Origin of the sequence: Flavihumibacter stibioxidans (genome assembly GCF_014332695.1) — a bacterium.
In the GTDB taxonomy this organism is placed as follows: domain Bacteria; phylum Bacteroidota; class Bacteroidia; order Chitinophagales; family Chitinophagaceae; genus Flavihumibacter; species Flavihumibacter stibioxidans.
Genome location: NZ_MBUA01000030.1, coordinates 95467 through 121963 on the forward strand (window position 1 = coordinate 95467; position 26497 = coordinate 121963).

A 26497-nucleotide genomic window follows, 5' to 3' on the forward strand; every position below is an offset into this window, starting at 1 on the left:
TATTGATCTGTCCCGTTTTCCTGCGGTGAGGGAGGGATTCGAACCCTCGGTACAAGTTTAAGCTCGTACAACGGTTTAGCAAACCGGCCCTTTCGGCCACTCAGGCACCTCACCTACCGACCCTGAAACTGGTTCAAGGGGACGCAAAAATAGGGATTTAACCATTTATCTCCCAAAAAATTGCGGCAAATTTTTACAGTGCTGCGAGCTGAACTTTTTGTTGCAGTTCCATTACATTCTCCCTGAACACATTATCTGTATCCATCAGGTCTTTTACCGTCTGGCAGCTATGGATAACCGTAGTATGGTCGCGGCCGCCAAAGTGTTCGCCAATGGTTTTCAATGAGTTCTTGGTGAAAGACTTGGCCAGGTACATAGTGATCTGGCGAGCCTGCACGATTTCCCGTTTGCGGGTTTTCTGGAGCAGCTTTTCGTAAGGAACATCGAAATAATCACAGACCATTTTCTGGATCGCTTCAATGGTAATTTCCTTGGAAGAGGTCTTCACAAAGTTACGGAGTACTTTCTTGGCCAAATCGAGGTCAATTTCCCTACGATTAAGCGAAGACTGTGCCAAAAGTGATATCAGCGCGCCTTCCAGCTCCCGTACGTTGCTATTAATATTATAGGCCAGGTATTTTACTACTTCACGAGGCATTTCCAGGCCATCATTCTTCATTTTACGCTCCAGTATCTCGATCCGGGTTTCATAATCAGGCACTTGCAGGTCAGCGCTTAATCCCCAGCGGAAACGGCTCAGCAATCTTTCCTGAACCCCCTCGAGGTCTTTTGGCGCCTTGTCTGATGTTAGGATCAGCTGCTTGCCGGACTGGTGCAGGTGGTTGAATATGGCAAAGAATGCATCCTGTGATTTTTCCGCCCGGTTGAAAAACTGAACATCATCGATGATCAGCACGTCTATCAGCTGGTAAAAATGAATGAAATCATTGATGGCATTGTTACGGCTGTGGTCCACAAACTGGTTGATGAACTTTTCTGAGCTCACATACAAAACCACTTTGTTGGGATGAAGCCGTTTTACATCATTTCCGATTGCCTGGGCGAGGTGGGTTTTTCCCAAACCCACTCCCCCATATATAACCAATGGATTGAAAGAGTTGGCGCCGGGTTTCTCCGCTACCGTTTTTCCCGCACGACGGGCCACACGGTTACTATCACCTTCCACATAGGCGTCGAAAGTATAAATAGGATTCAGCTGCGGATCGATCTGCATTTTCTTCAGACCGGGAATCACAAAAGGATTTTTCACCGGGTTATTTATAACCAACGGAAAATCCATCTCGTTATTGGAGTAAGTCTTGTAACCATGGGCGGGAACGTCCATCGTCAAAGGCTTGTTCTTATGATTGCCGCTATCTACCATGATACGATATTCCAGTTGCGCGTCTTTACCAAGGACCCTGCGAAGCGTTTTTGCCAGCAGGTTTACGTAATGTTCTTCCAGGTACTCATAAAAAAACTGGCTGGGTACCTGTATAACGAGTACGGTATTCTTGAGTTCAACGGGTTTAATCGGCTCGAACCATGTTTTGAAATGCTGCCACTCCACGATATCCTTTATGATCTCCAGACAACTATTCCAGACTGTATCTAAGGTTTTGGTCATTTGTGAACGTGCAGTTTTGAATGATATACGTTATAAAAAAAATTAACGTAGGGGGACGAATATCAAATTTTTTCGTTGAAAAAAAAATATTTTATTCACTTGTTTTTTTACCTATCAACACAGTATGCGAAGCATCCAATTTTTTCTTCCGATTCCGCTGGAACTCAAAGTCCAAGCGGCCTAGAACGATTCCACCCCACCCTACCTGGTTCACTATCACATCATCCCCCGATTTATTTTTATACACAACAGGTGCATCAAAAAACGTATGTGTATGACCGCCAATAATGAGGTCGATATGTGCCGACTCCCTGGCCAGGTTTTCATCACTCACCTTATTTTCCCTGTATTTGTATCCAAGGTGCGACAAACAGATAACCATGTCGCATTTCTCCGTATTCTTAAGGTAGTCGGCCCATTGGTTGGCCGAAGCAATAGGGTCAAGGTATTTTGTATTGCCTGCCAGGTTATCCGGCACAAGTCCCTTCATCTCAATACCCACGCCCGTTATACCGATTTTTAATCTCCCTTTCCTGAATACCTGGTAAGGTTTTGACCTGCCCTCCATCGGCGTATCAGTGAAATCATAATTACTGATGAGCAAAGGCAGGTTTCCATGCTTTAATTGTGTGGCGAAGTTTTCAAGTCCCGCATCAAAATCATGGTTTCCCATAGTACAGGCGTCATACCCCATTGCGGCCATCGCCCTGAACTCGGGCTCACCTTTGTAAAAATTAAAATAAGGGGTGCCCTGGAAGATGTCGCCGGCATCTAGCAAAAGTACCTGACCGCCTTCGGCCCTGATCCTGCTGATTTGCTCCGCCCTTGCGGCCACCCCGCCCAGTCCCTGGTTCCTGCTGCCATCCATGGGAAATGGTTCCAGCCTGCTGTGCACATCATTGGTATGCAGAATCGTCAGCCGTTCGGTTGCAGATTCGGCCATCAATTCATTTGAAAGAGCAGAACCAGTTAACAGGGCCCCGGTTGCCAGTGAGGTATTCTTCAAAAAATTTCTTCTATTGAGCATATTGTACCCTGTTTTCAAGTGAGGCATTGATTTTTTCTCCACGCTTTGCAAAGGCGCCCAGGTAGCTGATCAGTGCGTCGCGAACCAGGACTCCCTTATTTTCCTGCGGGATGGATCGCAGCATATCGCAATTATCCCCGCCACTTGCCACATAATCAGAGTTGGCTACTATATAGGTGGCAGAGTAATCCAGCGGCAGTCCGCCCACCTTAACCTCCGTCGCTTTTTTGTCCTTTATTATATAGGATACACCGGAACCGGGCCAGCCGCCTCTTGAAGCCACATTATCAAGCAGCTCCTGCAATACCGAACCTTTCAGCCGCTGAATGATCATTATATTATCAAAAGGCATCAGTTCGTACACCTTGCCAAGAGTTAGCGGGCCTGCGGGCAGTTGATGCAGCCGTATCCCACCGTAATTGATAAAGGCTATATCTACCTTTACTCCATATAATTTCCCGGCTTCTGATTTAACCGCATCCGCCAGGAGATTACCCAGAACGCCCTCGGGCTGTTTCTTTTCCAGGACAACAGCGGTTTCACCTATAACCGTATTCATGCTGGCATTTACACTGTCTGAATAGGGACGAAGCAGTTCGCCAATGGCCGCACTGCGGGGAGCGTCCTGTGTAATACGTAACTTGTCGTACTGCATGGATGCCGGCTGGTAATACCTGTTACAGGCAGTAAAAGCCAGCGCCAGCAACACCGCAGAGGCTTGCAAAACTGATCGAGAAAACTTTGACATATGAATGAACTTAAGGTACAAATATTTTACCAAGGGTAAAACCAATTTGCGGGCCGCAAAGATAAAACAAGTGTTTTTACGCAAATATGAAATCCGGAATATCTTTGCATTGATTTTAGGATAAAAACCTAACCATGCAACAAATAATCAGTTTACAGGTGAGTCCGGCAGAAGCAGCCGACGACCGCGCCATAACGGCATATATAGCCGCAGCCAGTTCAAAAAAGTCATCAGAAGTCAGCGGTTACCATATCCTTAAGCAATCCATAGATGCAAGGGGAAAACAGATCCGGATCAACCTGACACTGAAAGCCTTTATCAATGAGCCTTTCACTGAGCGGGAAGTGCGCCATATCAGTTTCACTGATGTTTCCGGGGCTGCACACCAGGTAATTATTGTAGGCGCCGGGCCCTGCGGACTTTTTGCGGCGCTGCAACTGATAGAACAGGGTATCCGTCCGCTGATTCTTGAAAGGGGAAAGGATGTGCGTGCCCGGAGGCGCGATCTTGCCATGCTCAACAAGGAAGGCATCGTGAACCCCGACAGCAATTATTGTTTCGGCGAAGGTGGTGCAGGCACTTACAGTGACGGCAAATTATATACCCGCTCCAATAAAAGGGGCAGTATTGACCGCATCCTCAACCTTTTTGTACAGTTCGGAGCTGATGAACGGATCCTCTACGAAGCCCACCCACATATCGGCACCAACAAACTGCCGCATATTATGGTGGCCATGAGGCAGCAGATACTCGACAGCGGCGGGCTGTTCCTGTTCGAACAGAAAGTAAATTCTTTTATCATTAAAGATGGTGAAATCAGTGGTGTACTAACTGCCTCGGGCAACCGATTTGAAGGCGATGCCGTGATCCTTGCCACCGGCCATTCAGCGCGCGACATATTTGAACTGCTGCACCGGCAGCAGGTCCTTATAGAAGCCAAGCCATTTGCGCTGGGGGTTCGCATTGAACACCCGCAGGAACTGATCGACAGCATCCAGTACCATTGTCCGGTACGCGGCGAATACCTTCCCCCGGCGTCTTACAGCCTGGTTCAGCAGGTTGGCGGCCGCGGAGTATTCTCTTTCTGCATGTGCCCCGGTGGCATCATCGCACCTGCTGCTACCAGTCCGGGTGAACTGGTGGTTAACGGCTGGAGTCCCTCCAAAAGAAATAATCCCTATGCCAATTCCGGCATGGTGGTGTCCATTGAAGAAAAGGATTACGGGCAGATCGGGGGGCCACTTGCGGCCATGTACTTCCAGCGCAATGTGGAACAAAAGGCATTTGAAGCGGGAGGCGGGAAATTTGTCGCTCCGGCACTTCGCATGACCGATTTCGTTAGTCGGAAGGTTTCCGCCGATTTACCCGGCTGTTCTTACCTCCCCGGGGTACGGTCTGCCCCGCTGTGGGAGGTTTTACCCGGGTTCGTATATAACAGCCTGGCTGAAGGGTTTAAAGCCTTCGGGCAAAAAATGCGGGGTTATTATACCGGTGAGGCGGTAGTGGTGGCAACGGAATCGAGAACATCATCGCCGGTGCGGATTCCGCGCGATCCGGATACCCTTGAACATCCGCAGGTGAAGGGATTATACCCTGCGGGTGAAGGGGCGGGATATGCCGGTGGCATCGTGAGTGCGGCCATGGACGGTGAGCGGATCGCCCGCATCATCGTGCACCGACTAACAGGTGTCCCAGTTGTCTGACGTTTAGCATTACTGAATACCGCGGATCCAAACGTCAGACAGCTTTCCACATCCCAATCACCCCACATTTTACCCAGTCCCCATGAAAAATTTTCAGAACCTGTAATATTCAGGAAATTGACACGTCCAATAGCCGCAGCAGAATAATTTTGACCATCAAAACCTTTATATGTCCTTACTGGAAGTTCGTCACCTCAAAAAATACTATGCCACCCAGAAAGCGGTGGATGATATCAGCTTTTCCATTGATGCCGGCAGCATATTCGGTTTACTGGGGCCCAACGGAGCCGGTAAAACCACCCTGCTGCGGATGATTACGGGGATATTTTATCCCGATGAAGGAGAAATCATCTTTGAAGGGCGGCCTTTCAATGCGGAAAAAGATATTCTAAGGATAGGGTACATGCCCGAAGAACGCGGACTGTACAAGAAAATGAAAATCGGCGACCAGGCGGTTTACCTGGCACAACTGAAAGGCCTGTCCAAAAGCCAGGCCATAGAAAAGGTCAAAGAATGGTTCGAGAAATTTGAAATGCAGAGCTGGTGGAACAAAAAAGTGGAGGACCTCAGTAAGGGAATGGGACAAAAACTGCAATTCGTAACCACCGTACTGCACGAACCTAAACTGATCATACTGGATGAACCCTTCAGCGGCCTGGATCCCGTAAACTCCAATCTGATCAAGGAAGAAATATACAACCTGGCAAAAAAAGGCTGTACCATTATATTCAGCACCCACCGTATGGAACAGGTGGAAGAAATCTGCGACCAGATCGTACTGGTGAACAAGGGGCAAAAAATGCTGGATGGGAAAGTCGGGCAGATCAGGCAACAGTTTAAAGAAAACCTTTACCGTGTGCAAACCGAAGGAAACATACATGTTCCGGTTTCCGGCAACTTCAGTGTACTAAAACAGGGAAGCCATGAATGGACCATTCAACTGCACAATGGAACCAGCACCAACCAGCTTTTGTCTGAATTAATCCAGGCGGGGGTTCCGGTGAATGGTTTCAATGAAATTCTGCCCACCCTGAATGATATTTTTATCAGGCTCGTCAATGGCAGTACGTCTGCCACACGGCAGTTTCAGAATGTAAGCCTTTAAACTTTTATCCAACCAATCATGAACAAGACATTAATCATCATACAAAGGGAATTTCTTTCGCGCGTACAAAAGAAAACCTTCCTGTTGTCAACCATCCTTCTCCCCTTACTGATCTTCGGATTTTACGCACTGATTATTTATTTCAGCGTTAAGGGCGAGGACAACCTGCATATTGCCATCGCTGACCAAACCGGGCAGTTTGAAGGAAAACTCCAGAGCACCGACAATATCCGTTTTAGTTTTGTAAAGGACCAGGATGCTGCCGGTCTGCAGCAGGCAATAAACGATAAAAAATATACCGGCTATATCATCGTTCCTTCGGGATTCAATGCAGCCGGCAAAGACAGCCTCACCTATACCAGCAATGCCAATGTGGGACTGATGACCAAGGAAAAAATTGAAAGCCGGATCAATAAAGCGATTGAGAAAACAAACCTGCAGCACCTGCTGGCACCGGGAGTTACCATGGCGCAGGTTGACAGCACGCGGAGTAATATTTCCCTCCATGTCTCCAAGCAGGGAAGCAAGAGCGGCAGTACCGGTTTCGCCTATGCGCTGGGCTTCATCTGTGGCATCCTGATATATATGGTGTTGTTCATTTATGGATCCATGGTCATGCGCGGGGTGATGGAAGAAAAAACCAACCGCATCGCAGAAGTGATGGTCAGCAGCGTAAAACCATTCCAGCTGATGATTGGTAAAATTGTGGGTATTGGCGCTGTTGGCCTGGTACAGTTCCTGATCTGGGGTGTATTGATCGTCGGGCTGCAGATGCTGCTGCCGCTTTTGTACCCCCAACTGCTGGAACAGGCAGCTCAACAGGGAGGCAACATGCCGGCTATGGGAGGAAATTCACAGCAATTGGGCATGATGAAACAGATCATGGACAACCTCAACAGTGTAAACATGGTCCAGATCCTGGTGCTTTTCATCCTGTATTTCCTGGGTGGATACCTCCTGTATTCATCCATGTTTGCCGCAGTGGGCAGTGCAGTGAATGAAGACCCACAGGACGCCCAGCAACTGATGCTGCCCATCACCATGCCCATCATATTTTCCTTTGTGATCATGACCCAGGCGATCAATAACCCCGATGGTGGCATGGCCCTTTTTGGAAGCCTGTTCCCATTATCCTCTCCCATTGTTATGATGGCAAGACTTCCCTATGGTGTACCTGGCTGGCAGATTGCATTATCCTTATTGCTGCTTGTGCTTGGTTTCCTGGGTACTGCCTGGCTGGCTGCACGGATCTACCGCACCGGTATATTGATGTATGGCAAAAAAGTAACCTGGAAAGAATTGTGGAAATGGGCTATTACTTCATAGGACTGGTAGCGCCGGCGGCGATTGACCAGCAGTTCCGTGAATGGAAAAAATGGATGCTGGATGGATTTGGTTGCAAAGTAGCCATGAAATCGCCGGCGCATATTACCCTGATCCCGCCATTCCAGATGAAGGAATCAGAAGAAGGCGGGATGCGAACTTTTATGGACCGGTTTGCGGAAACACAATTTCCCTTTGACATCCGGCTGGATGGTTTTGGCTCATTTGACAAGCGGGTCATATTTGTGAAAGTGGACCAGAACCAGTTTCTGGGACGTTTGTATGACCGTTTCCAGCATGATTTCCTGTTGGCATATCCTGGCCAGGTAAAACCCGACAAGCGTCCATTTCACCCCCATATGACCATTGCCACCCGTGATATTCCCAGGCAATCTTTCGGAGAGGCCATGGAACATTTTACTCCTATCTCCTTTTCTGCAGTTATCCCTGCCAGTGAGTTGTCATTGCTTTACCTCCGGCCTGGTAGGTGGGATGTGGTTCACCGGGCTGTTTTCGGTGCCTGAACAGTGTTCACCCGTCGGGTGCCACCCGACGGGTGAACACTGTTCAATGTTAAATATTTCCCAACAACAAGTACAACCGAGGCAATTACGAATTTATTCGTATGTTTATACGAACATTTTCGTAATACAAACCAGATACTATGTACAGATTCAATCAGACCTTTCGCAAATGGGGCGCTGCCGCCCTTGTGGTAACACTGGCCGTCCCGGCCATCAGTTGGAACGACAGTCTTATTCATTCCAATGGATTACAGGCAGATATGTATGTGTCAGATACCCTGCCCGGCGGCAGCCTGGAAGATCATATCAACAAGCTGGAAAAAGCCAGGGAAAAGCTGGACGGAAAACTCGCCGAAAAAGACTGGAGCCGGGCGGAAAAAGAAATAGAATCCGCACTGGCGAAAATCAATTCGGCTGAGATCGAAAAACAAATACAGCAGGCACTGGCGGCTTTGCAGGACAACAAGAAACTAATGCAGTCTGAATTAAAACACATGGATGTCGAAATGCAGCAAGTGCAACAGCATTTGCAGGATGTCAAAAAGGAAATTGAAATGTCCCGGGTTCAACTCCAAAAAGACCTTAAGACAAAGATGCCCGATATAAAAAAGGAACTGGAAAAAGCCAAAATCAGCATGGATGAAGCGAAGAAGGAACTGGAATCTTACCGGGAAATGATAACCGAAATGGAAAGAGAGGGGCTCATCCCTGACAAAAACAATTACCGCATCGAATACAGGGATGAAAAGTTATCAATCAACGGGAAGGAACAACCGAAGGAGGTGGCTGACCGGTACCGAAAATACTTTAAGAAAAAACAAATGGTCATCAGCAATGAGAACAATCACTTTAATGCGCAAAGTGAAGAATGATTCTTATAACTACCTTATCAGCTATGAAAAAAATGCCCGGCTTGCTGCCGGGCATTTTCGTATTTTCTGTTTCATAATATTCCATCAATCAACCTCAGTGCGGGATACTCAAAAACCACAGGAGATTCAATTGCGACCTTTTCAAGATACAGGTCAACGTTCAGCCGCTGAATGCTTCCTTCGCTTACGATCACCTGCTCTTTTTTAATGCGTTTATATCCTTTTTTATCAAACCTGATCTCCAACCCTCCGGCAGGCAGTTCGTCGAGTTTAAAATAACCGGAAGCATTGGTCGCCACTTCCTTTTCAACGGTTCTTTTATTGTTTGAAGCAGTTACCATCACACCGGAAACAGGTTTTTTAGTAACCGCATCCACTATGTACCCATGTATAACGGCATCTTCCCCGGGGAGCCTCCCCCCTGTTGCAAATGCCAACTGGGAACATATCATTCCCGTTGTCAGGAAAACCAGGTTGCGAAGAATTCTCATGGATCCTGTTTGACTGTTATAAAAATGGAGTTTCAATGGCTGACTGAAACTCTTCCCATAAATTTCGGACAATTTTCTCTGCCGGCAGAATATCTTTTATCAGGGAACTCACCTGGCCGATCTCCAGTTCACCCTCTTCGAGATCTCCTTCGAACATACCCTTTTTTGCCCTTGCCCTGCCCAGGATCAGTTTCAGTTCAGCTTCCGATGCGCCCCGCTGTTCTGCCTCCCAAACTTCCTTAAAGAATTTGTTCTTTAGCAGCCGAACCGGCACCAATTTTTTCATGCTGAGCTGGGTATCGCCTTCATTGGTATGGATCAAAGCCTGTTTGAAGTTGGGGTGGCTGGAGGCTTCTTCGCAGGCCACAAAACGGGTGCCAACCTGTACAGCTTCGGCGCCCAGTACCATAGCAGCCAGCATCTGGCGGCCGGTACCAATTCCCCCGGCGGCAATCACCGGTATTTTAACAGCTTCCGCTACGGCAGGGATCAGCACCATTGTGGTGGTCTCTTCCCGCCCGTTGTGGCCACCCGCTTCAAAACCTTCTGCCACTACGGCATCACATCCCGCCTCCTCTGCTTTTAAGGCGAACCGGCTGCTGCTCACCACATGCACCACTGTGATTCCCTTCTCCTTAAACATACCGGTCCAGGTTTTTGGATTGCCGGCTGAGGTGAAAACAATTTTAACTCCTTCGTCCACAATGATCTGCATCAGCTTGTCAAGATCCGGATATAACAGTGGCACATTAACGCCAAAAGGCTTGCTGGTAGCCGACCTGCATTTCCTGATATGATCAATAAGCACGTCGGGATACATACTGCCGGCACCCAGTAAACCGAGCCCGCCGGCATTACTAACGGCACTGGCTAAACGCCATCCGCTGGCCCAGATCATACCGGCCTGAATAATCGGATATTGTATCCCAAAGAGATTAGTGATCCGGTTGCTGAAGCTGTTCATTGGATTGTTCGTTGTTTGTGGTTACTGCGAAATGGTCCAACCCCATTCATGAAAATTCAAACATCCCCATCATCTTTTGCCCAGGTCAATTTCGGTATTGTCGCCAATATTCAGGCTGCGGCTTTCACCTCTCACTTCCGTATCGGAACCTATCAGGGACTTGGTGAGCACAATGTCTTTCAGGTCAGAAAATGCGCCGATGATCGAGTCCTTAATTATGGAATCAGTAATGGTAACGCATTCACCGATGGCCACATTCGGCCCTATAATACTATTGGAAATATCACAACCCGCTGCAATACTGACGGGTGGAACTATGATGGTGTTCTCAAACTGGTGTTCGGCGGAAATGGTTTGTCCCATTTTCCGAAGCAAGGTAGCATTGCTTTCAAGGAGGGTTTCCTTTTTACCGCAATCAAACCAGTTCTGCACTTTGTAGGACCTTATGGTTGCCCCTGTACCGATCATACACTCCAGCGCATCGGTCAGGTTGTATTCTCCGTATGAGGTAATGTTCTGCCTGATATTATTTTCAAGGCAATTGAAAAGCATTCCGGTCTCCCGGATCCTGTAAATGCCCACCAGGGCCATATTGGATTTGGGAATCTGCGGTTTCTCCACCACTTTGGTAATCCTGCCATCCTCGTTGATTTCTGCCACGCCAAAATCGCGCGGATCATCCACCCGCTTTACGCCCAGCAGGGAGTGTTCGCTGTTGATGACCGCGTTGACATCATACTCACAGATGCTGTCTCCCAGTACGATGATGATTTCATCTTCCCGGACAAGGTCACGGGTCAGCAGGATGGCATGGCCAATTCCCAGGCGGTCGTTCTGCTGGATGAAATGAGTGGTTAAATGGGGATATTTCTCGTGCACAAAATCCTGGATCTTATCTCCCAGGTACCCTACTATAAAAATAAATTCCTGAACGCCAGCTTCGGACAACTGGTCAACAATGATACCGAGAATTGTTTTGCCTGCCAGGGGAATCAGGGCTTTGGGCTGTGTATATGTATGGGGGCGCAGCTTGGTGCCTGCACCTGCTACTGGAATAATCGCTTTCATCCAAGTTATTTTCAAAGGCCGGAATTAATACAGGCCTTTACTGACCGTGAAAATAGGAAAAATAGGTCCATGACAAAAATCAGTCCCGGAATTGACCCTGGTAATTGTTCCGGAGATCCAATTACCGGAACTTTAGCTCATAAAAAGGAGGTTATTATGGCAAACCTGACTACCAGTAAACTTCAATTATCCAGGCCCTGGTCAGATTGGTTGGACGTAGACCGCTTTTTCAATGACAATTTCCTGAGTGAATTCAACAGGAAAATGCCTGCGGTCAATATTGCCGAAACGGAACAGGCCTTTCAGGTTGAGTTGGTGGCGCCCGGCTTTACAAAAGCGGATTTCACTGTAAATGTTGAAGACAATATGCTGCAGGTAAGTGGTCAGTCTGAGACTGAAACATCGAAGGAAGAGAAGAATTATTCCCGGAAAGAATACCACCGGAATAGTTTCAGCAGGTCATTTACCCTGCCGGAAAATGTTCAGGATGATGCGATTACCGCTGTTTATGAAAACGGCATCCTGAAACTCACCATTCCCAAAAAGGCACCGGAAGTGAAAAAAGAAGGCAAAAAGATCAGTGTCGGATAATTGTTTACTGGTCAGGATTTTTAAAGGTTGCAGTTGGTTTAATAAAAAGGCTATCCCTTCCGGGGTGGCCTTTTGTATTTGAGGGATATTAAAGGAGGATGCCGTATTTTTGCGGCAAATTTTAATACATGCAACACGATACGCTGGTTTTTGACCTGATACGCAAGGAGTTGGAAAGGCAAAGACATGGTATTGAACTGATCGCTTCAGAAAACTTCACTTCCCTGCAGGTGATGCAGGCTATGGGAAGTGTATTAACCAATAAATATGCTGAGGGCTATCCCGGCCGCCGTTATTATGGCGGATGCGAGATTGTTGACCAGACAGAACAGCTGGCCATTGACCGCATCAAACAGGCGTTTGGTTGTGAATATGCCAATGTGCAGCCTCACAGTGGCGCCCAGGCAAATGCGGCCGTGATGCTGGCCATTTTGCAGCCCGGCGACAGGATTCTCGGACTCGACCTCAGCATGGGAGGCCATCTGACCCATGGTTCGGCAGTAAACTTTTCCGGAAAGCTGTATGAACCTCATTTCTACGGGGTGGAGAAAGAAACCGGCCGGGTAGATTACGCCATGCTGGAAAAGGTTGCCCGTGAACAGAAACCCAAACTGATCATCTGCGGTGCATCAGCTTACAGCCGCGACTGGGATTATGCCCGTATCCGCAAAGTTGCCGATGAAGTGGGTGCTTTTGTAATGTGTGATATGGCCCACCCGGCTGGACTGATAGCCAAAGGATTACTGAACTCTCCTTTTGATCACTGTCATTTCGTAACCTCCACCACACATAAAACCCTTCGTGGTCCACGCGGCGGTATCATCCTGATGAAAAAGGATTTTGAAAACCCATTCGGACTGAAGGATGTGAAGGGCAATATCCGCATGATGAGCAACCTGCTCGATATGGCGGTGTTCCCCGGCACCCAGGGTGGCCCGCTGGAACACGTTATTGCGGCGAAGGCAGTGGCTTTCGGGGAATTGCTGAGTGATGAGTTCACCACCTACGCACAACAGGTTGTTACCAATGCCCAGGCGATGTCAAAAGCACTGGTAGACCGTGGTTATAAAATCATCAGCGATGGAACAGACAACCACCTGATGCTGATCGACCTGCGTAATAAGAACATCAGTGGTAAAAAAGCAGAGCAGGTTTTGGGCAGGGCTGATATCACCCTCAATAAAAACATGGTTCCTTTTGATGATAAAAGCGCTTTTGTAACCTCGGGTATCAGGGTGGGCGTACCGGCCATCACCTCCCGCGGCATGAAGGCGGAACATATGGATTTTGTGATCAATTCTATTGACCGTGTGCTGATGAATGCCGATGACGAAACAATAATCGAAGGAGTTCGTAAAGAAGTGAACGAATTCATGTCCCAGTTCCCGCTTTACCCGGAATTGGGTTAAGGCGTCTGACGTGCGTCTGACGTACGTCAGACGCACGTCAGACGCTTAATCGCAAAACATCGTGCGCATCACCTGCTTTTCATTGGGTTATTGCCTGTTGGCAGGAGAAGCTTCCGCGAGCATTTAACTATTTTTACGCCCCCAACGAGATAATCATATGATTCAACGTATACAAACCATCTGGCTGGCCCTGGCAGCCATTAGCGGATTTGCGATGGCTAAAGTACCCCTGTTTACTGCGACCCTGGCAGACCAGACCAAACGTCATTACCTTGCATCAGAAAGCCTGCTTTCTTTTGCCCTTGCTGTGGGTATTGCCAGCATGTCCCTGATTGCGATATTCCTGTTCCGCAACAGGCCGACCCAATTTAAGCTGGCCATTGTTGGCGTGCTTTTATCTGCCGGCGTTACGGGTCTGCAGGTATATTCCGTTGAAAACTTCAAAAAAACCACCGCAATGGTCCAGGGCACTTATCAATGGGGTGGTCTCCTGCCTATTGCGATGATGATCTTCCTGATTTTGGCCGCTGCCGGAATTCGTAAGGATGAAAAACTGATCAAAAGCCTGGATCGTTTGCGGTAACGGGGAAAATGCCCCCAACAGGCAACAGTTTTTTCCAGCTTATTTTCTTACATTTAACCTGACTTACTTCCCATTGCTGACGGAGCTTTTTTCTGTCCCTCAAACTACATATACTTAATCCGGTTTCATCTGTCTTTTTTCACTTTTAATCATAGATGTATGAAACCTTTATTACTGCGGCAATTATCCATCGCCTTGATTGGATCCTTGCTGCTGTCTTCCTGCCAGAAAGAGGACATTAACAATCAGGCATTAACTGAAGCCGATGAAAACCTGCTGCACTCGTGGAGGGGGTATGTTCATACCTACAACGGGCCGGCGGTGCCATTAGGGAATGGTTTTGCCAGATCCTGGTACAAAGTAGGAAAAAAAGGCCTGCCCCTTGAAATTGGTATTGAAATAAGTGCTGCCACACTCGGGGGACTTTCCAATGGCAACTCAAATCCCATTCCGGAGCATGAAACCATTGTGCTGCCTTTACCTGCCAGGGCGCTGCAGACAACCCGGTTCAGGCACATAGGTCTCAACTGGAATCCGAACGGGCATCCGCCTCCGGGCATTTTTGATCCTGCACATTTCGATTTCCATTTTTACCTGATCAGCAACCAGGAAAGGCTGGCGATTCCTGCCTATTCGGTTAACCCTGATGGTTTCAATAATATGCCAACGGGGGATTATCTGCCTGTCGGTTTTGGGTCCCCTCCGGGTCCTGCCGGGGCCGAACCTGCCATGGGAAGACATTTATTACAGCCACATGTATTTGCTCCGGGGTTCCAGTTTGTAAAGGAAATGATCTATGGGTCATTTAACGGCAAGCTCATTTTTGTTGAACCAATGATCACGCTGGACCATCTTTTGAGCGGGGCAGCAAGTACTAACCCTTACGGACAGCCGAAATTTTACAGTGAACCGGGATTTTACCCCACGGTTTATAAAATCTGGAGAGACCAGAAATGTGGTAATCACTTTATTTCCCTGTCTGAGTTCAGGTGGTTTGGTGAGAACTGCCAGAATGGTGCACCACGAGAGAATTGAAAGGTTGGTGTCTGACATGTTTAAGGTGCCTGACGTTTAGGTTCACAGGTGTCTGACGTTTGAGATCGTCGAATTCAGTAATCCTAAACGTCAGACACCTTGCCTGGACGCAAACGTCAGACACCTTTTCCTATAAAAACCTGCCGGTTTTGCTTTCCTTAACTTCTTTCAATCCTTTTGGCACACCGGCATAGACCAGTTGTCCGCCGCCATCACCGGCTTCGGGACCAAGGTCGATGACCCAGTCGGCACTTTTGATCACATCAGTATTGTGCTCAATTACGAGTATGGTATGTCCCTGGTCCACCAGGGCATTAAAGGATGCCAGTAATTTTTTGATGTCGTGAAAATGCAGTCCGGTAGTAGGTTCATCAAAAATGAACAGGATATGTCCCTGTGCGCGTCCCTTTCCCAGAAACGACGCCAGCTTAACCCGCTGGGCCTCACCGCCTGAAAGGGTATCTGATGACTGACCAAGTTTTACGTACCCCAGTCCCACATCACTCAATGCCCTGATCTTATTGATTACATCTTTCTCCGCTGCAAAAAATTCCAGTGCTTCATCCACGCTCATTTCCAGCACGTCGAAGATGTTTTTTTCACGATAGGTCACTTCCAGTACTTCTTCCTTAAACCGCTTACCGCCACACACATCGCAGGTAAGGTGCACATCGGCCAGGAACTGCATTTCAACGATCTGTTCACCCTCTCCCTTGCAGGCGTCACAACGGCCGCCATCCACATTGAAAGAAAAATGCTTTGGCTGGAAGCCCCGCATTTTACTCAATGGCTGCGATGCAAACAGGTCGCGGATCTCATCATATGCCTTAATATAGGTTACGGGGTTACTGCGGGATGATTTACCGATAGGATTCTGGTCAACCAGTTCGATCTGCGAAATAAAATCTATATCACCTTCAATGGATCGATGCATGCCCACCTTATCAGCGGCCTCGCCTTTTATTTTTTGCAGTCCGGGGTAAAGTATCTGCTTGACCAGCGTTGTTTTTCCACTTCCACTCACGCCACTAACGACCGTCAGCACGCCGAGTGGAAATTCAACATCTATATTTTGCAGGTTATGCTGTCGTGCTCCTTTTACTATAACCGACCTTTGCCAGTTGCGCAGGCGTGCAGGCGGATCGATACTGAATTTCCCTGTAAGGTATTTTCCGGTCAGGCTGTTTTTATCTTTGGAGATGGCATCAAAATCTCCGGCAGCCACTACTTCGCCACCCAGGTGACTGGCCAAAGGCCCCATATCAATGATATGATCAGCCTGCCGCATCATTAGTTCATCATGTTCCACCACCACAACCGTATTCCCCAGGTCACGGAGTGATTTCAGCACACTGATAAGTCTCTCGGTATCTCTTGAATGCAATCCAATGGAAGGCTCATCCAGGATGTACAGAGAATTGGTGAGATTACTTCCCAGGCTGCGGGTCAGTTGTATCCGCTGGCTCTCCCCTCCGCTCAGGGAATTGGCCAGTCGAGCGAGCGTGAGGTATCCCAGTCCCACGTCCATTAAAGTACCTATTCTTGTTTCGATTTCAAGTAATATCCTTTTTGCCACCTGGCGATGGTAATCGCTCAGTTCCAGTTCGCGGAACCAGGTCTGCAGATCACGTACCGGCATTTCGCAAAGTTCACCGATATGCCTGCCGCCCACTTTTACATAAAGCGCTTCCTTCCGGAGGCGGTAGCCATTACAATCGGGACAGGTAGTGCGGCCACGATAGCGGGATAACAAGACCCTGTACTGAACCTTATACAGGTTTTGTTCCACTTCCCTGAAAAAATCATCAATACCCTGTGCTGTGGAAACGCCTTTCCACAATTGCCGGTATTGTTCTTTGGTAAGGTCGGCGATGGGCTTATGAATCGGGAAGCCGGTTTGGCGGGAAGCCTTTACAAACTGATCTTTCCACAATCCGAGTTTCTCACCCCTCCAGGGCGCCACGGCGCCTTCGTATACACTTAACCGTTTGTCAGGAATAACCAGGTCCTCATCGATTCCCAGCACCTGGGAAAAGCCTTCGCAGGTTGGGCAGGCGCCAAAGGGATTATTAAAGGAAAACAGGTTGGGAACCGGTTCTTCGAAGGTAATCCCATCCAGCTCAAAGCGGTTGGAAAAAGTGAGCAATTCCTTTTCGTTTACCTGCAAGAACATCTCGCCCTCTCCCTCGTAAAATGCCGTGCCAACAGAATCAGCCATCCGGTGCAGATCATCTTCATCAAATTCTTTAACCACCAGCCTGTCTACCAGCAGGTAAACAGGTTTTTTAGGGGAAGGTTTCCATGCCTTTGCAGCCTGGAAGGATTCGATCAGGTCTTCTATCCGCAGCAATTCCCCATCGTACAAACGACTGAATCCTTTTTGCAGCAAGATTCCGAGCTCTTCCTCCACAGAACGGTTTGTATGCTGACGAAAGGGAACCAGGACGAGCACTTTATCACCTTTGCCCAATGCTTTGATTGCGTTCACCACATCAGATACATCGTCCTTACGTACCTGCCTACCCGAAACCGGCGATATCGTGATACCGGTTCTTGCAAAAAGAAGCCGCAGGTAATCATATATCTCCGTCATACTTCCCACTGTTGAGCGGGGCGTTCTGGTGATCACTTTCTGTTCGATGGCAATAGCGGGACAAAGTCCTTTTATAAAATCGACATCGGGTTTGTTCATCCGCATCAGGAACTGGCGGGCATATGCGCTCAGGCTTTCTGCATAACGTCTTTGTCCTTCCGCAAACAAGGTGTCGATGGTAAGGGAAGATTTTCCGGAACCCGACACGCCGGTCACTACCACCAGTTTGTTGCGTGGTATGGTGACATCAATATTTTTAAGATTGTGCACACGGGCACCTTTGATATATATATCATTGGCCTGACGACTTGATGATTCTTTGGCTGATTTCATAATGGAACTACAAAATTAACAGATAAGGAGGAGAGATGTTTAGAGAGAGATAATGAGTGCGGAAAATGCAGTCCCAAAAAAATAATTTGCCAAAATCTTGTTTATTAGTAAAAATTATTATTTTTAGTTAACAATTACGTCCTATTAGAAAAACCCAAAACTCACGCCTATAGTATATCTACTACTCCGATCGTATTTTTCCCAATCCTTGTAACCAATATCCCATTTAACTCTTAAAAACCGTAGAAGTTTATGAAATCACATTCCATTAAAACGGACAATGAACTCATCCACATGTTCATGGATGGAGACATGAGCGCCCTCGAGAGCCTTATCCTGCGTCACAAAGACAAACTGTACACATCCATTCTTTTCCTGGTAAAAGACAAATACCTGGCGGAGGATATTTTTCAGGATGTGCTGATCAAAATCATTGACACCCTGCGTGTAGGCCGCTACACAGAAGAAGGAAAATTCCTTCCCTGGGCTATGCGTATTGCACACAACCTGTGTGTGGATCATTTCCGTAAAGTAAAACGTTCACCTGCTATCAAGACAAGCGATGACCGTGATATTTTTGAAGTGATCAACTTCACTGAAGATGGTGCAGATGTGAAAATGATGAAGCGTCAGAGTCATGACCGCGTTCGCCAGATGCTGGACCTCCTGCCGGAAGACCAGCGCGAAGTGATCATCCTTCGTCATTATGCAGAACTTAGTTTCAAAGAGATTGCTGCCCTTACCAATTGCAGTATCAACACAGCATTGGGACGCATGCGATATGGTTTGATCAACCTGCGTAAAATGATGACTGAAAAAAATATCGCACTGTAACATTTAATCTTTTTTTAAATCAAAAAAAACGGAATTGATTTTTTGAAACAGTATTATTGCAATTGAAAAAATCGACCCGATTAAAATAATGTCATTCTGTAGCTCCCTCTGACATTTCCAATGTTTCGCTTGCCAGCCAGAAGGCTGTTACAGAATGACGCCAAATTGAAAAAGCCTCCTAATGGGGGCTTTTTTGGTGAATGGTGAATGGTGAATGGTGAAGGGTGAAGGGTGAGTGGTGATTTCCTTTATTCTGGTTAGATTGCCGGCATGAAAAGAATACTGACTTTTATAGTGGCGATGAGCGTAGGTTTCCATGGGGGTTATGCGCAAAAGATGACCATCATGACCTACAATATCCACCATGCAAGGGACATGAAGGGTACAGTGGATATCAGGCAGATTGCCGCAGTGATCAATCAATACAAACCAGACCTGGTTGCACTGCAGGAAGTTGACAGCGTTACCAACCGCAACGGAAAGGTGGACCAGATGAAAGAATTGGGCGAACTAACAGGGATGTACCAGTGCTTTGGAAGCAATTTTTCCTATGATGGCGGCACTTATGGTCTCGGGATCCTGTCGCGTTACCCAATAAAAGCTACTGCCACCTACCGGCTTCCATATTATAAGGATGACCCCAACAGTGAAAGCAGGTTGATGTATATGGCGGAGATTTCCCTGAAGGGTAATAAACCCATTCGTTTCGCCACAGTACACCTCGACCACAAAAGCGAGGATCAGCGGATAATGCAGGTGTCTGACATGTTGCAGAAACTCGAAAAAACGAATTCTGTACCCACCATAATTGCCGGTGATTTCAACGCAGTTCCCGGGGCAAAAAGCATCGGAATAATGAAAGATCGTTTTACCCAACTGCTGGAAACAGACAGTTCCCACACGTTTCCGGCAGACAAGCCGAAATTAAAGATTGATTATATTTTCCTCTCCGCTGGGCACAGGTGGAAAATGATCCGCCAGACAGTTATCGACGAACCCCATGCGTCAGACCACCGGCCGGTGTTGGGGATAATCAGGTTGAGATAGGGGGATTAAGCAGTATTGTTGTATTAGCTCATGATTTCACCCGTCGGGAGGGTATTGGAAGTTATTCGCTGTGCCCACCCGACGGGAGAAATCTCCACCCGACGGGTGAAATCTCCACCCGACGGGTGAAATCAACGATTAGTATTTGCTGCTGTCGGCGGCCTTTTTACCGCATTCCAGCCAATCGAGGTAATCCTTCTCATTGGGAGTATAGCCGATTGGTTTGTTCAGGAGCCGTTCTTCCGGCGAGATGATCACATAAAGGGGCTGGGAGGCATTGCGGAAATTCTCAACTTCCATGGTGGCAAACTTATCCCCCACAGTAATGATGTTCTTCTTCTCCCCCTGCGCGTTGGTAAAAATAAATTGCTGGTCTTCCGGTAATTTCTGTCGATCATCCACATACAAGGACACGAGGATGAAATGCTGACTGATCAACTCTTTAACCGCAGGCTGTGTCCAAACATTTTCTTCCATTTTGCGGCAGTTAACACAGGCCCATCCCGTGAAATCGATCAGCAAGGGCTTGTTCTGTTCCCTGGCCAGCGACAGCGCTTTTTCATAATCATTTACCACCTGCGGTTCCACCCCTTTACCGGAGGCGGCCTCATGACCATATACACTATAAGTGAGTGGTGGCGGGAAGCCGCTGATCAAAGCCCGGTTGGCATATTTCGTATTGGTTACACCCGGCAACAGGTAAATGGTAAAAAGACTGAAGAATACGGCAGCGATCAAACGGACAGGTCCGAGTTTCCTGACCGGCGCCTCATTTTTAAACCGCAGGATTCCAAAAAGGTACAGGCTTAAAGCGGTTCCGATCAGTATCCAGATGCCAAAGAACACTTCGCGGGGAAGTATGCCCCAGTGTTTAACCAGGTCAGCATTGGAGAGGAATTTGATCGCCAGTGCCAGTTCCAGAAAACCAAGGACAACCTTCACGGTGGTCAGCCATCCCCCGGATTTCGGCATAGCACTAAGCCAGTTCGGGAACAGGGCAAAAAGGGCAAAAGGAAGTGCCAGTGCCAGTCCGAATCCAGCCATTCCAATAGTCAATTGCATGGCGCCTCCGTCTGAGGACAGGGAGCCCGCCAGCAGGGAGCCAAGGATCGGACCAGTACAGGAAAAAGATACCAGGGCCAGGGTCAAAGCCATAAAGAATATCCCGATGGTGCCGCCAATGCCCGATTTATGGTCAACGGAGTTGGAGAAACTGCTGGGAAGGGTGATCTCAAACAGTCCGAAAAACGACAGGGCAAAGACCACGAAAATGACAAAGAACACCAGGTTCAGCCAAACGTTGGTAGAAATATTGTTTAGTATCTCAGGATTCAGGCTGTCCAGGAAATGGAAAGGTGTGGACAGAATTACATATATCAGGAAAATGAAAAAACCATAGAGCAATGCGTTGCCTATTCCTTTTTTACGGTCCTGTGATTTTTTGGTAAAAAACGAAACGGTCAGCGGAATCATCGGAAACACACAGGGCGTAAATAATGCAATGAGCCCTCCCAGGAAACCAAGCACAAAGATGCTCAGCAACCCCTTTTCGCCGGATTCTTCCAAACCGGTTCCACCACATGGAGCAACCGGGTTATTAAGATCAATGGCAGTTCTCTTTAAGCCCTCAGCGGCTCCGCTTACCTCTTTAAGTCCCGCCTCTTTGGTACTGATCGTGCCGGTGGCATCCACCGAAAACCTGAAAGGCACTTCTTCGGGACCCACAACGTCCTCCCCTTTCAGCGCCATAAAGTTGATCACGCCCCTGATATCCGAACCATTGGCTATTCCTGAGAGCGGCAGTTCGATCACCAGTTCATTTTCAAAAAAGGGGATTTCTGCGTTATCAAAGAGTGGTTCAGGCTTTTTCTGAAGGGTGCCTTTTTCAGTAAGTGTTCCTGCATTTAGCTGAATGGCGGAATCCAGCACCACCCTGGTATTGGGTTCATCATCTTTCGCGGTTGTGGAAAACAGTTTCCATCCGGGCTGGATGGCGGCTTTCAGTTGTAGCAGGTACTGTCCATCGGCCTGTTTCCTGGCGTCGAAACTCCAGTTTACAGCTGCGGGTATACTATCCTGGGCAAATGCTGACAGGAAACCAATGGTCGTAAATAAAACGAATAAAATTCTTTTCAGCATGATCACTATGGATTCGGGGTCTTGAAAAAACAAACGAGTCCTTTCAGTCAGAACTCGTTAATTATTTTAGAGAGACGGCCATCGGATTAACCGCCGATCTGGACTTTAAAGTTTACAGTTGCAGGGGGCAGGCATTCCTTATCATTGCAGACCATGAATTCCACAGCACCTGCCAGATTTGTCCTGGCCTTGCCTTTGACTTTCACCACCTGAATAAAGTCGACCTTATTTTCATAGTACCGCACTTCAGAACTGAATGCCTCCTCAAATACTTTTTTCATTTTCCCCTGCTCCTTCACCTTACCATCCAAAGAAATCAATGGGTTTTTGGTAAACTGGAAGGCTGTGGAAACGGGTCCATCGCCACCATCCTGCGCATATATATGGTAATTTCCGCCAATATTTGCAGTCATTCTAACTTCATAGGTATTTTCAGCGATTTTCTTTGACTGAAAGGTCCATTGAACCTGTTTATTACTCTGAGCGAACAATGCCACCGTTACAACCAGGGCAAGAAGGGTAGTAATGATTTTTTTCATGACACAAAATTCAACGAAAAAGTTCAAATTATATGTTAACCTAGTCACATAAGGAAAGGGTTAGCGGGGCGGAAGTGTCAGATGTCGGGTTCATAAGCGTCTCATAAGCGTCTGACGTTGGTATTAACTGATTTCCGTGGGCACAAACGTCAGACGCTTTTCCGTGGGACACAAACGTCAGACGTTGGGCTCATAAGCGTCTGACGTTGGTATTAACTGATTTCCGTGGGCACAAACGTCAGACGCTTTTCCGTGAGCACAAACGTCAGACGTTGGGTTCATAAGCGTCTGACGTTGGTATTAACTGATTTCCGTGGGCACAAACGTCAGACGCTTTTCCGTGGGCACAAACGTCAGACGTTGGGTTCATAAGCGTCTGACGTTGGTATTAACTGATTTCCGTGGGCACAAACGTCAGACGCTTTTCCGTGGGCACAAACGTCAGACGCTTTTCCGTGGGCACAAACGTCAGACGCTTTTCCAGGGACGCAGACCTCAGGCGGTTATTCCCATGCCCAGCAGGGCTTCCAGGATGATGCGACCATCGATATTGCCCAGCTCGGAAGTGCAGGCACGTTCGGGGTGGGGCATCATACCGAATACATTTCCGGCGGCATTGCGGATACCCGCAATGTTCCGGCTGGCGCCATTGGGGTTGGCGGCAGCAGTAATATTACCGTTCTCATCACAGTAGCGGTAGATAACCTGGCCATTGGCTTCCAGTTGGTCGAGGGTGGCTTCATCGGCAAAATACCGGCCTTCCCCGTGTGCAATTGGTATTTTCAGGGCTTTGTCGGAACCAATGCCCTTGAGATAAACATTCTTGCAGATGAACTGCTGGTTGGCGTTACGCAGGAGTACCCCGGGCAGCAAGTGGGCCTCGCAGAGGATCTGGAAACCGTTACATACACCCAGGACCTTTCCGCCGCGGTTGGCAAATTCGATCACGCTCTGCATCATGGGACTAAAACGGGCTACCGCACCGCAGCGCAGGTAATCGCCGTAGGAAAATCCACCCGGCAGAATGATACAGTCTTCTGTAGAAAACATGCTCAGGTCTTTGTCCTTATGCCATAACATGATCACTTCCTGGCCAAGATCATTTTGCAGGGCTTCCTGCATATCTCTGTCACAGTTGGAACCGGGGAATACGACTACACCGAATTTCATGAAGTTGAATTAATTGCCCGCAAAGTTAATCCATCCCCCTGAAAAGGCATCAGGTTAAATGGGGGAAATAATTTACGACTATGCAAAAAGCGAAAACCAGCCAGTGCAGGATCAGGGGAAAGGCTTTTTTATCGGGATAATAATAGGTTGCCGCGTGAAAACAGGCAATGGGCACACAGCTCAGCATCCAGTGCTGGTAGGTATTCCCGGGGTTTACCAGGATGATAATCAGACCTACCAGCATTACAGACAGGAGCAGGCTCCAGTTTTTCCTCACCTGTATCAGCATCTTGTTCAGGTTATCCTGTACAAAATAGCCTCCCACCAGGAATGGCACCACCATCAGCAGCATTCCGCCGGTTACCCAAAGCGATTCCGGCAGCCTGGGCAGGTGGAAACTGATCTTTGGCAGCAGCCCGTCCGGCTGCAGGTTATCTGTGAGAAAAAGCACCACCATCAGGAAATAATAGGGTACCAGAAAGCCGACCGCAGCCACCAGCCACTCCCCGATCCGCATCGGTCGGGTAATGATCACTCCCAGCACCACCATCACGATGAAACCGATGGACGGGCTGTATAAGAGGGGTAATATGCCCACCAGCAGGCTGGTATTGAAGATCGCGGACAGTGGCTTGTTATTGTTATACCATCCCACCATACCATACCAGATCCAGATCAGCAGGAAATTGACCAGGAGGGTGGATGAAAACTGGTTCCATTCGGGTAAAAGAGAGGTGACGAGCAGGAAGGACATGCCCACCAGGAAATTGGGCCTGGGAAACAGTTTGACCGAATTGGCGATCCGGTTCAGCAGGCTGGCCTGCAGGAAAAGGAAAATAAATGCCAGGAAGCTATATAAAAATCCCTGCTGCCCCCCGAGGGGAGCAAGGACTTTAAGTATCAGTTTATACAGATAATTATCATCAGCCTGCTGTAAGGGTGCAGGTGTATGCAGGAATAACGGAAATTTCAGGATCAATGCATAGATCAGCAGACCAATCGCATTTCCTGGATTCTTTTGCCGGAATACTCCAATCACATTGGCAGGTTTTAAAAGTCAACCCTGGAAAAGCACAGGTAGTTCCTGTACAGGCAGGGGATGAGTATTTGCCTGGCACTTACCTGTTTGGCAAATCTTGGCATGAACTCATACCCTTTATCCAGGTTTTTAAAAGTCGGATATCGTGTGATCTTACCAGTTGCATCCAGGCTTTGGTCGGTCAGCACGAAAGTCCTTCTCTCGAAAGTATTAAAAAGAAAGTGTACTTCACCGCCTGTATTCATATTTCCGTAAGAAACCAGGTTATCGCTTTCATCGTCGTACTGGCTTTTCGTGATCACGTTGCTCCATTCCATCTTTCCGGTGCGGTCGAAGGAAAGCACCAGTACGTTCTCGGCAAAATATCGGTTCTGGGTATTGTTGTTCCAACCATAGCGGTTCCAGGGCATGCCATAAGGGCTGTACATCGGGGACCAGTATCCGTAGTTCAGCGGGCTCATCCAGGGGTTGCCCCAGCCCATATAATCCCAGCGGTTGAAATTGCTGTACCGTGAAGTGGTGTACAGTGCCTCGCTTATAATCACAAATCCACCGTCTTTTCGGGTCAGGATATTTTTGATAAAAAAATCATTGAAAGCCGTTTTCTTATTGGCATCGTTGCCCTTGGCCAGCACCCGCAATTCATCGCTGAAGAATATGGCGGTATCCATAATCTTTTTATTGGCGGCCTTGTCCCAGTCCACAATATAAACCCCTTCCATATTTCCTCTTTTCTGTTTTGAGTAGAAGGAGGAGATGAGCACCCGGTTGTTGTTGTTATCGATTTTCATCAGCAGGTTGTCGAGTATCTGCTTACCGATATTTACATCCTGCGTGCTGAAGCCCAGGGAATCGGGATACTTGATCATCATCGTTACTCCGGCAATAAAATCGCTGTTACTGCCCGCCCTTGAGAATTTCGCCACCACCAGTTCACCGGAATTGCTCAGGTGAAAATCAGAGAAATACTCATTTCTTTCCTGCATGGGAATTTCGCTGCGGTTGCGGGTAATCTGCTCCAGCCGGGCATTGTAGAGGAAGGATGTAAGGATGAATTTCCTCGGGTCGCTGCTGTTCACCTTGAACAGCATTATCTTCTGCTTGTCGTCACTGTTGACAACTGTATAGATCTTATTATTGGAAGAGAAGTTGATTTCCGTGGTATCAAGGGTGGCGGGCTGGGTCAGCAGCCTTCCATTTTCTCCAACGACCACGTAATCACAGTAAACCACCCGCCTTTTCTGGTACTGGTAAAACAGCATTACCCGGTCGGGGTAGGCGATATAATCCATGTTGATCATCTTATCCGGCATGAAATCAAGATTCACGTTCTGCAGCAATTTCATGTCGTTATCATATACCCCGATAGTATGGCTGCTGCGGTTGTTTTTGTAAATCAGGAACTCATTGCCCAGTTTACCCAATATCTCAAAATTGGTGCGCCGGGTATCATCCTTTTCCGGTTCCGAATAAACCACGCGCGGCCCCTGGGCCTGGATGCCCGTTGCTGCCAGCAAAATAAGTCCTATGGCGAAAAGCCTGATTTTCATGACGTACGCTTTTAATAAAGTTAACAAGCTATCTATAATATAAGTGACAATTTTACGAACTGCCTGGTTGTTTATCTGCAAAACATATGAGTATAGTATCATATTTTTAACTATACCTTTGCATTACAGCTACGGGAAACCGTGGTTTTTTCTTTGTACCTGCCGGTAGTTAACCCGGCGCAA

23 protein-coding genes and 1 tRNA gene are annotated in these 26497 nt (G+C 47.8%); 11 read left to right on the forward strand and 13 right to left on the reverse strand.

What is annotated here, in order from left to right:
• Nucleotides 1–23: 23 nt before the first annotated feature.
• The 4 genes from BC349_RS18510 to BC349_RS18525 all read right to left on the reverse strand — a co-directional run bounded on the left by BC349_RS18510 (nucleotide 24) and on the right by BC349_RS18525 (nucleotide 3402).
• Nucleotides 24–114 (reverse strand) — tRNA-Ser (locus BC349_RS18510).
• 79 nt (nucleotides 115–193) lie between these two features.
• Nucleotides 194–1627, reverse strand: coding sequence for a chromosomal replication initiator protein DnaA (gene dnaA, locus BC349_RS18515; protein ID WP_187258285.1), 1434 nt, complete (start codon nucleotides 1625–1627; stop codon nucleotides 194–196).
• Between the two features lie 91 nt (nucleotides 1628–1718).
• Nucleotides 1719–2654 (reverse strand): metallophosphoesterase, encoded by a 936-nt coding sequence (locus BC349_RS18520; RefSeq protein ID WP_187258286.1) that lies wholly within the window; start codon nucleotides 2652–2654, stop codon nucleotides 1719–1721.
• Nucleotides 2644–3402 (reverse strand): 5'-nucleotidase C-terminal domain-containing protein, encoded by a 759-nt coding sequence (locus tag BC349_RS18525; RefSeq protein ID WP_187258287.1) that lies wholly within the window; start codon nucleotides 3400–3402, stop codon nucleotides 2644–2646. The genes BC349_RS18520 and BC349_RS18525 overlap by 11 nt, the downstream gene beginning before the upstream one ends.
• A gap of 134 nt (nucleotides 3403–3536) precedes the next feature.
• On the opposite strand from BC349_RS18525, the gene BC349_RS18530 reads away from it, so the two are divergent.
• The 5 genes from BC349_RS18530 (at nucleotide 3537) to BC349_RS18550 (ending at nucleotide 8929) form a co-directional block, all read left to right on the forward strand.
• Nucleotides 3537–5105, forward strand: coding sequence for an NAD(P)/FAD-dependent oxidoreductase (locus tag BC349_RS18530; RefSeq protein WP_187258288.1), 1569 nt, complete (start codon nucleotides 3537–3539; stop codon nucleotides 5103–5105).
• Nucleotides 5106–5274: 169 nt separating this feature from the next.
• Nucleotides 5275–6210 carry an ABC transporter ATP-binding protein gene (locus BC349_RS18535; RefSeq protein ID WP_187258289.1) on the forward strand — a complete coding sequence of 312 codons (936 nt, stop codon included), beginning with the start codon at nucleotides 5275–5277 and terminating at the stop codon, nucleotides 6208–6210.
• An 18-nt stretch (nucleotides 6211–6228) separates the two neighbouring features.
• A complete protein-coding gene (locus BC349_RS18540; protein WP_187258290.1) occupies nucleotides 6229–7536 on the forward strand; it encodes an ABC transporter permease in 1308 nt (435 codons plus the stop codon).
• The gene (locus BC349_RS18545; protein ID WP_187258291.1) at nucleotides 7518–8057 is read left to right on the forward strand and encodes a 2'-5' RNA ligase family protein; all 540 of its coding nucleotides are present in this window, start codon (nucleotides 7518–7520) and stop codon (nucleotides 8055–8057) included. The genes BC349_RS18540 and BC349_RS18545 overlap by 19 nt, the downstream gene beginning before the upstream one ends.
• A gap of 140 nt (nucleotides 8058–8197) precedes the next feature.
• Nucleotides 8198–8929 carry a hypothetical protein gene (locus BC349_RS18550; protein WP_187258292.1) on the forward strand — a complete coding sequence of 244 codons (732 nt, stop codon included), beginning with the start codon at nucleotides 8198–8200 and terminating at the stop codon, nucleotides 8927–8929.
• Nucleotides 8930–9000: 71 nt separating this feature from the next.
• On the opposite strand, the gene BC349_RS18555 is transcribed toward BC349_RS18550, so the two are convergent.
• The 3 genes from BC349_RS18555 to BC349_RS18565 all read right to left on the reverse strand — a co-directional run bounded on the left by BC349_RS18555 (nucleotide 9001) and on the right by BC349_RS18565 (nucleotide 11452).
• Nucleotides 9001–9420 (reverse strand): carboxypeptidase-like regulatory domain-containing protein, encoded by a 420-nt coding sequence (locus BC349_RS18555; RefSeq protein WP_187258293.1) that lies wholly within the window; start codon nucleotides 9418–9420, stop codon nucleotides 9001–9003.
• A 16-nt stretch (nucleotides 9421–9436) separates the two neighbouring features.
• On the reverse strand, nucleotides 9437–10384 hold the full coding sequence (locus BC349_RS18560; RefSeq protein WP_187258294.1) for an NAD(P)H-dependent flavin oxidoreductase: 948 nt from the start codon (nucleotides 10382–10384) through the stop codon (nucleotides 9437–9439).
• Nucleotides 10385–10453: 69 nt separating this feature from the next.
• Complete coding sequence (locus BC349_RS18565; RefSeq protein ID WP_187258295.1) at nucleotides 10454–11452, reverse strand: sugar phosphate nucleotidyltransferase; 999 nt, start codon at nucleotides 11450–11452, stop codon at nucleotides 10454–10456.
• Between the two features lie 69 nt (nucleotides 11453–11521).
• On the opposite strand from BC349_RS18565, the gene BC349_RS18570 reads away from it, so the two are divergent.
• From BC349_RS18570 to BC349_RS18585, 4 genes are all read left to right on the forward strand, one after another.
• Nucleotides 11522–12043 (forward strand): Hsp20/alpha crystallin family protein, encoded by a 522-nt coding sequence (locus BC349_RS18570; RefSeq protein WP_222840227.1) that lies wholly within the window; start codon nucleotides 11522–11524, stop codon nucleotides 12041–12043.
• A gap of 128 nt (nucleotides 12044–12171) precedes the next feature.
• On the forward strand, nucleotides 12172–13452 hold the full coding sequence (locus BC349_RS18575) for a serine hydroxymethyltransferase (protein ID WP_187258296.1): 1281 nt from the start codon (nucleotides 12172–12174) through the stop codon (nucleotides 13450–13452).
• A 157-nt stretch (nucleotides 13453–13609) separates the two neighbouring features.
• Nucleotides 13610–14035, forward strand: coding sequence for a DUF4293 domain-containing protein (locus BC349_RS18580; RefSeq protein WP_187258297.1), 426 nt, complete (start codon nucleotides 13610–13612; stop codon nucleotides 14033–14035).
• A 159-nt stretch (nucleotides 14036–14194) separates the two neighbouring features.
• Nucleotides 14195–15070, forward strand: coding sequence for a DUF5602 domain-containing protein (locus tag BC349_RS18585; RefSeq protein ID WP_187258298.1), 876 nt, complete (start codon nucleotides 14195–14197; stop codon nucleotides 15068–15070).
• Between the two features lie 130 nt (nucleotides 15071–15200).
• On the opposite strand, the gene uvrA is transcribed toward BC349_RS18585, so the two are convergent.
• Nucleotides 15201–17996 carry an excinuclease ABC subunit UvrA gene (gene uvrA, locus BC349_RS18590; RefSeq protein ID WP_187258299.1) on the reverse strand — a complete coding sequence of 932 codons (2796 nt, stop codon included), beginning with the start codon at nucleotides 17994–17996 and terminating at the stop codon, nucleotides 15201–15203.
• A gap of 252 nt (nucleotides 17997–18248) precedes the next feature.
• Between uvrA and BC349_RS18595 the strand changes: the two genes are divergently transcribed.
• Nucleotides 18249–18830: an RNA polymerase sigma factor gene (locus tag BC349_RS18595; protein ID WP_187258300.1), complete on the forward strand. Its 582-nt coding sequence runs from the start codon at nucleotides 18249–18251 to the stop codon at nucleotides 18828–18830.
• Between the two features lie 270 nt (nucleotides 18831–19100).
• Nucleotides 19101–19877: an endonuclease/exonuclease/phosphatase family protein gene (locus BC349_RS18600; RefSeq protein WP_187258301.1), complete on the forward strand. Its 777-nt coding sequence runs from the start codon at nucleotides 19101–19103 to the stop codon at nucleotides 19875–19877.
• 138 nt (nucleotides 19878–20015) lie between these two features.
• On the opposite strand, the gene BC349_RS18605 is transcribed toward BC349_RS18600, so the two are convergent.
• The 5 genes from BC349_RS18605 to BC349_RS18625 form a co-directional block, all read right to left on the reverse strand.
• Nucleotides 20016–22016, reverse strand: coding sequence for a protein-disulfide reductase DsbD family protein (locus tag BC349_RS18605; protein ID WP_187258302.1), 2001 nt, complete (start codon nucleotides 22014–22016; stop codon nucleotides 20016–20018).
• A gap of 86 nt (nucleotides 22017–22102) precedes the next feature.
• Nucleotides 22103–22555 (reverse strand): protein-disulfide reductase DsbD domain-containing protein, encoded by a 453-nt coding sequence (locus BC349_RS18610; RefSeq protein ID WP_187258303.1) that lies wholly within the window; start codon nucleotides 22553–22555, stop codon nucleotides 22103–22105.
• A 495-nt stretch (nucleotides 22556–23050) separates the two neighbouring features.
• Complete coding sequence (gene purQ / locus BC349_RS18615) at nucleotides 23051–23725, reverse strand: phosphoribosylformylglycinamidine synthase subunit PurQ (RefSeq protein WP_187258304.1); 675 nt, start codon at nucleotides 23723–23725, stop codon at nucleotides 23051–23053.
• A gap of 49 nt (nucleotides 23726–23774) precedes the next feature.
• Complete coding sequence (locus BC349_RS18620) at nucleotides 23775–24764, reverse strand: hypothetical protein (RefSeq protein WP_187258305.1); 990 nt, start codon at nucleotides 24762–24764, stop codon at nucleotides 23775–23777.
• Between the two features lie 11 nt (nucleotides 24765–24775).
• Complete coding sequence (locus BC349_RS18625; RefSeq protein WP_187258306.1) at nucleotides 24776–26314, reverse strand: hypothetical protein; 1539 nt, start codon at nucleotides 26312–26314, stop codon at nucleotides 24776–24778.
• Nucleotides 26315–26497 lie beyond the last annotated feature (183 nt).

Excerpts from the sequence above, each read along its gene's own strand:
- dnaA (WP_187258285.1), bottom strand. The coding sequence starts at position 1,627 with ATGACCAAAACCTTAGATACAGTCTGGAATAGTTGTCTGGAGATCATA.
- BC349_RS18520 (WP_187258286.1), bottom strand. The coding sequence starts at position 2,654 with ATGCTCAATAGAAGAAATTTTTTGAAGAATACCTCACTGGCAACCGGG.
- BC349_RS18525 (WP_187258287.1), bottom strand. The coding sequence starts at position 3,402 with ATGTCAAAGTTTTCTCGATCAGTTTTGCAAGCCTCTGCGGTGTTGCTG.
- BC349_RS18530 (WP_187258288.1), top strand. The coding sequence starts at position 3,537 with ATGCAACAAATAATCAGTTTACAGGTGAGTCCGGCAGAAGCAGCCGAC.
- BC349_RS18535 (WP_187258289.1), top strand. The coding sequence starts at position 5,275 with ATGTCCTTACTGGAAGTTCGTCACCTCAAAAAATACTATGCCACCCAG.
- BC349_RS18540 (WP_187258290.1), top strand. The coding sequence starts at position 6,229 with ATGAACAAGACATTAATCATCATACAAAGGGAATTTCTTTCGCGCGTA.
- BC349_RS18545 (WP_187258291.1), top strand. The coding sequence starts at position 7,518 with ATGGGCTATTACTTCATAGGACTGGTAGCGCCGGCGGCGATTGACCAG.
- BC349_RS18550 (WP_187258292.1), top strand. The coding sequence starts at position 8,198 with ATGTACAGATTCAATCAGACCTTTCGCAAATGGGGCGCTGCCGCCCTT.
- BC349_RS18555 (WP_187258293.1), bottom strand. The coding sequence starts at position 9,420 with ATGAGAATTCTTCGCAACCTGGTTTTCCTGACAACGGGAATGATATGT.
- BC349_RS18560 (WP_187258294.1), bottom strand. The coding sequence starts at position 10,384 with ATGAACAGCTTCAGCAACCGGATCACTAATCTCTTTGGGATACAATAT.
- BC349_RS18565 (WP_187258295.1), bottom strand. The coding sequence starts at position 11,452 with ATGAAAGCGATTATTCCAGTAGCAGGTGCAGGCACCAAGCTGCGCCCC.
- BC349_RS18570 (WP_222840227.1), top strand. The coding sequence starts at position 11,522 with ATGACAAAAATCAGTCCCGGAATTGACCCTGGTAATTGTTCCGGAGAT.
- BC349_RS18575 (WP_187258296.1), top strand. The coding sequence starts at position 12,172 with ATGCAACACGATACGCTGGTTTTTGACCTGATACGCAAGGAGTTGGAA.
- BC349_RS18580 (WP_187258297.1), top strand. The coding sequence starts at position 13,610 with ATGATTCAACGTATACAAACCATCTGGCTGGCCCTGGCAGCCATTAGC.
- BC349_RS18585 (WP_187258298.1), top strand. The coding sequence starts at position 14,195 with ATGAAACCTTTATTACTGCGGCAATTATCCATCGCCTTGATTGGATCC.
- uvrA (WP_187258299.1), bottom strand. The coding sequence starts at position 17,996 with ATGAAATCAGCCAAAGAATCATCAAGTCGTCAGGCCAATGATATATAT.
- BC349_RS18595 (WP_187258300.1), top strand. The coding sequence starts at position 18,249 with ATGAAATCACATTCCATTAAAACGGACAATGAACTCATCCACATGTTC.
- BC349_RS18600 (WP_187258301.1), top strand. The coding sequence starts at position 19,101 with ATGAAAAGAATACTGACTTTTATAGTGGCGATGAGCGTAGGTTTCCAT.
- BC349_RS18605 (WP_187258302.1), bottom strand. The coding sequence starts at position 22,016 with ATGCTGAAAAGAATTTTATTCGTTTTATTTACGACCATTGGTTTCCTG.
- BC349_RS18610 (WP_187258303.1), bottom strand. The coding sequence starts at position 22,555 with ATGAAAAAAATCATTACTACCCTTCTTGCCCTGGTTGTAACGGTGGCA.
- purQ (WP_187258304.1), bottom strand. The coding sequence starts at position 23,725 with ATGAAATTCGGTGTAGTCGTATTCCCCGGTTCCAACTGTGACAGAGAT.
- BC349_RS18625 (WP_187258306.1), bottom strand. The coding sequence starts at position 26,314 with ATGAAAATCAGGCTTTTCGCCATAGGACTTATTTTGCTGGCAGCAACG.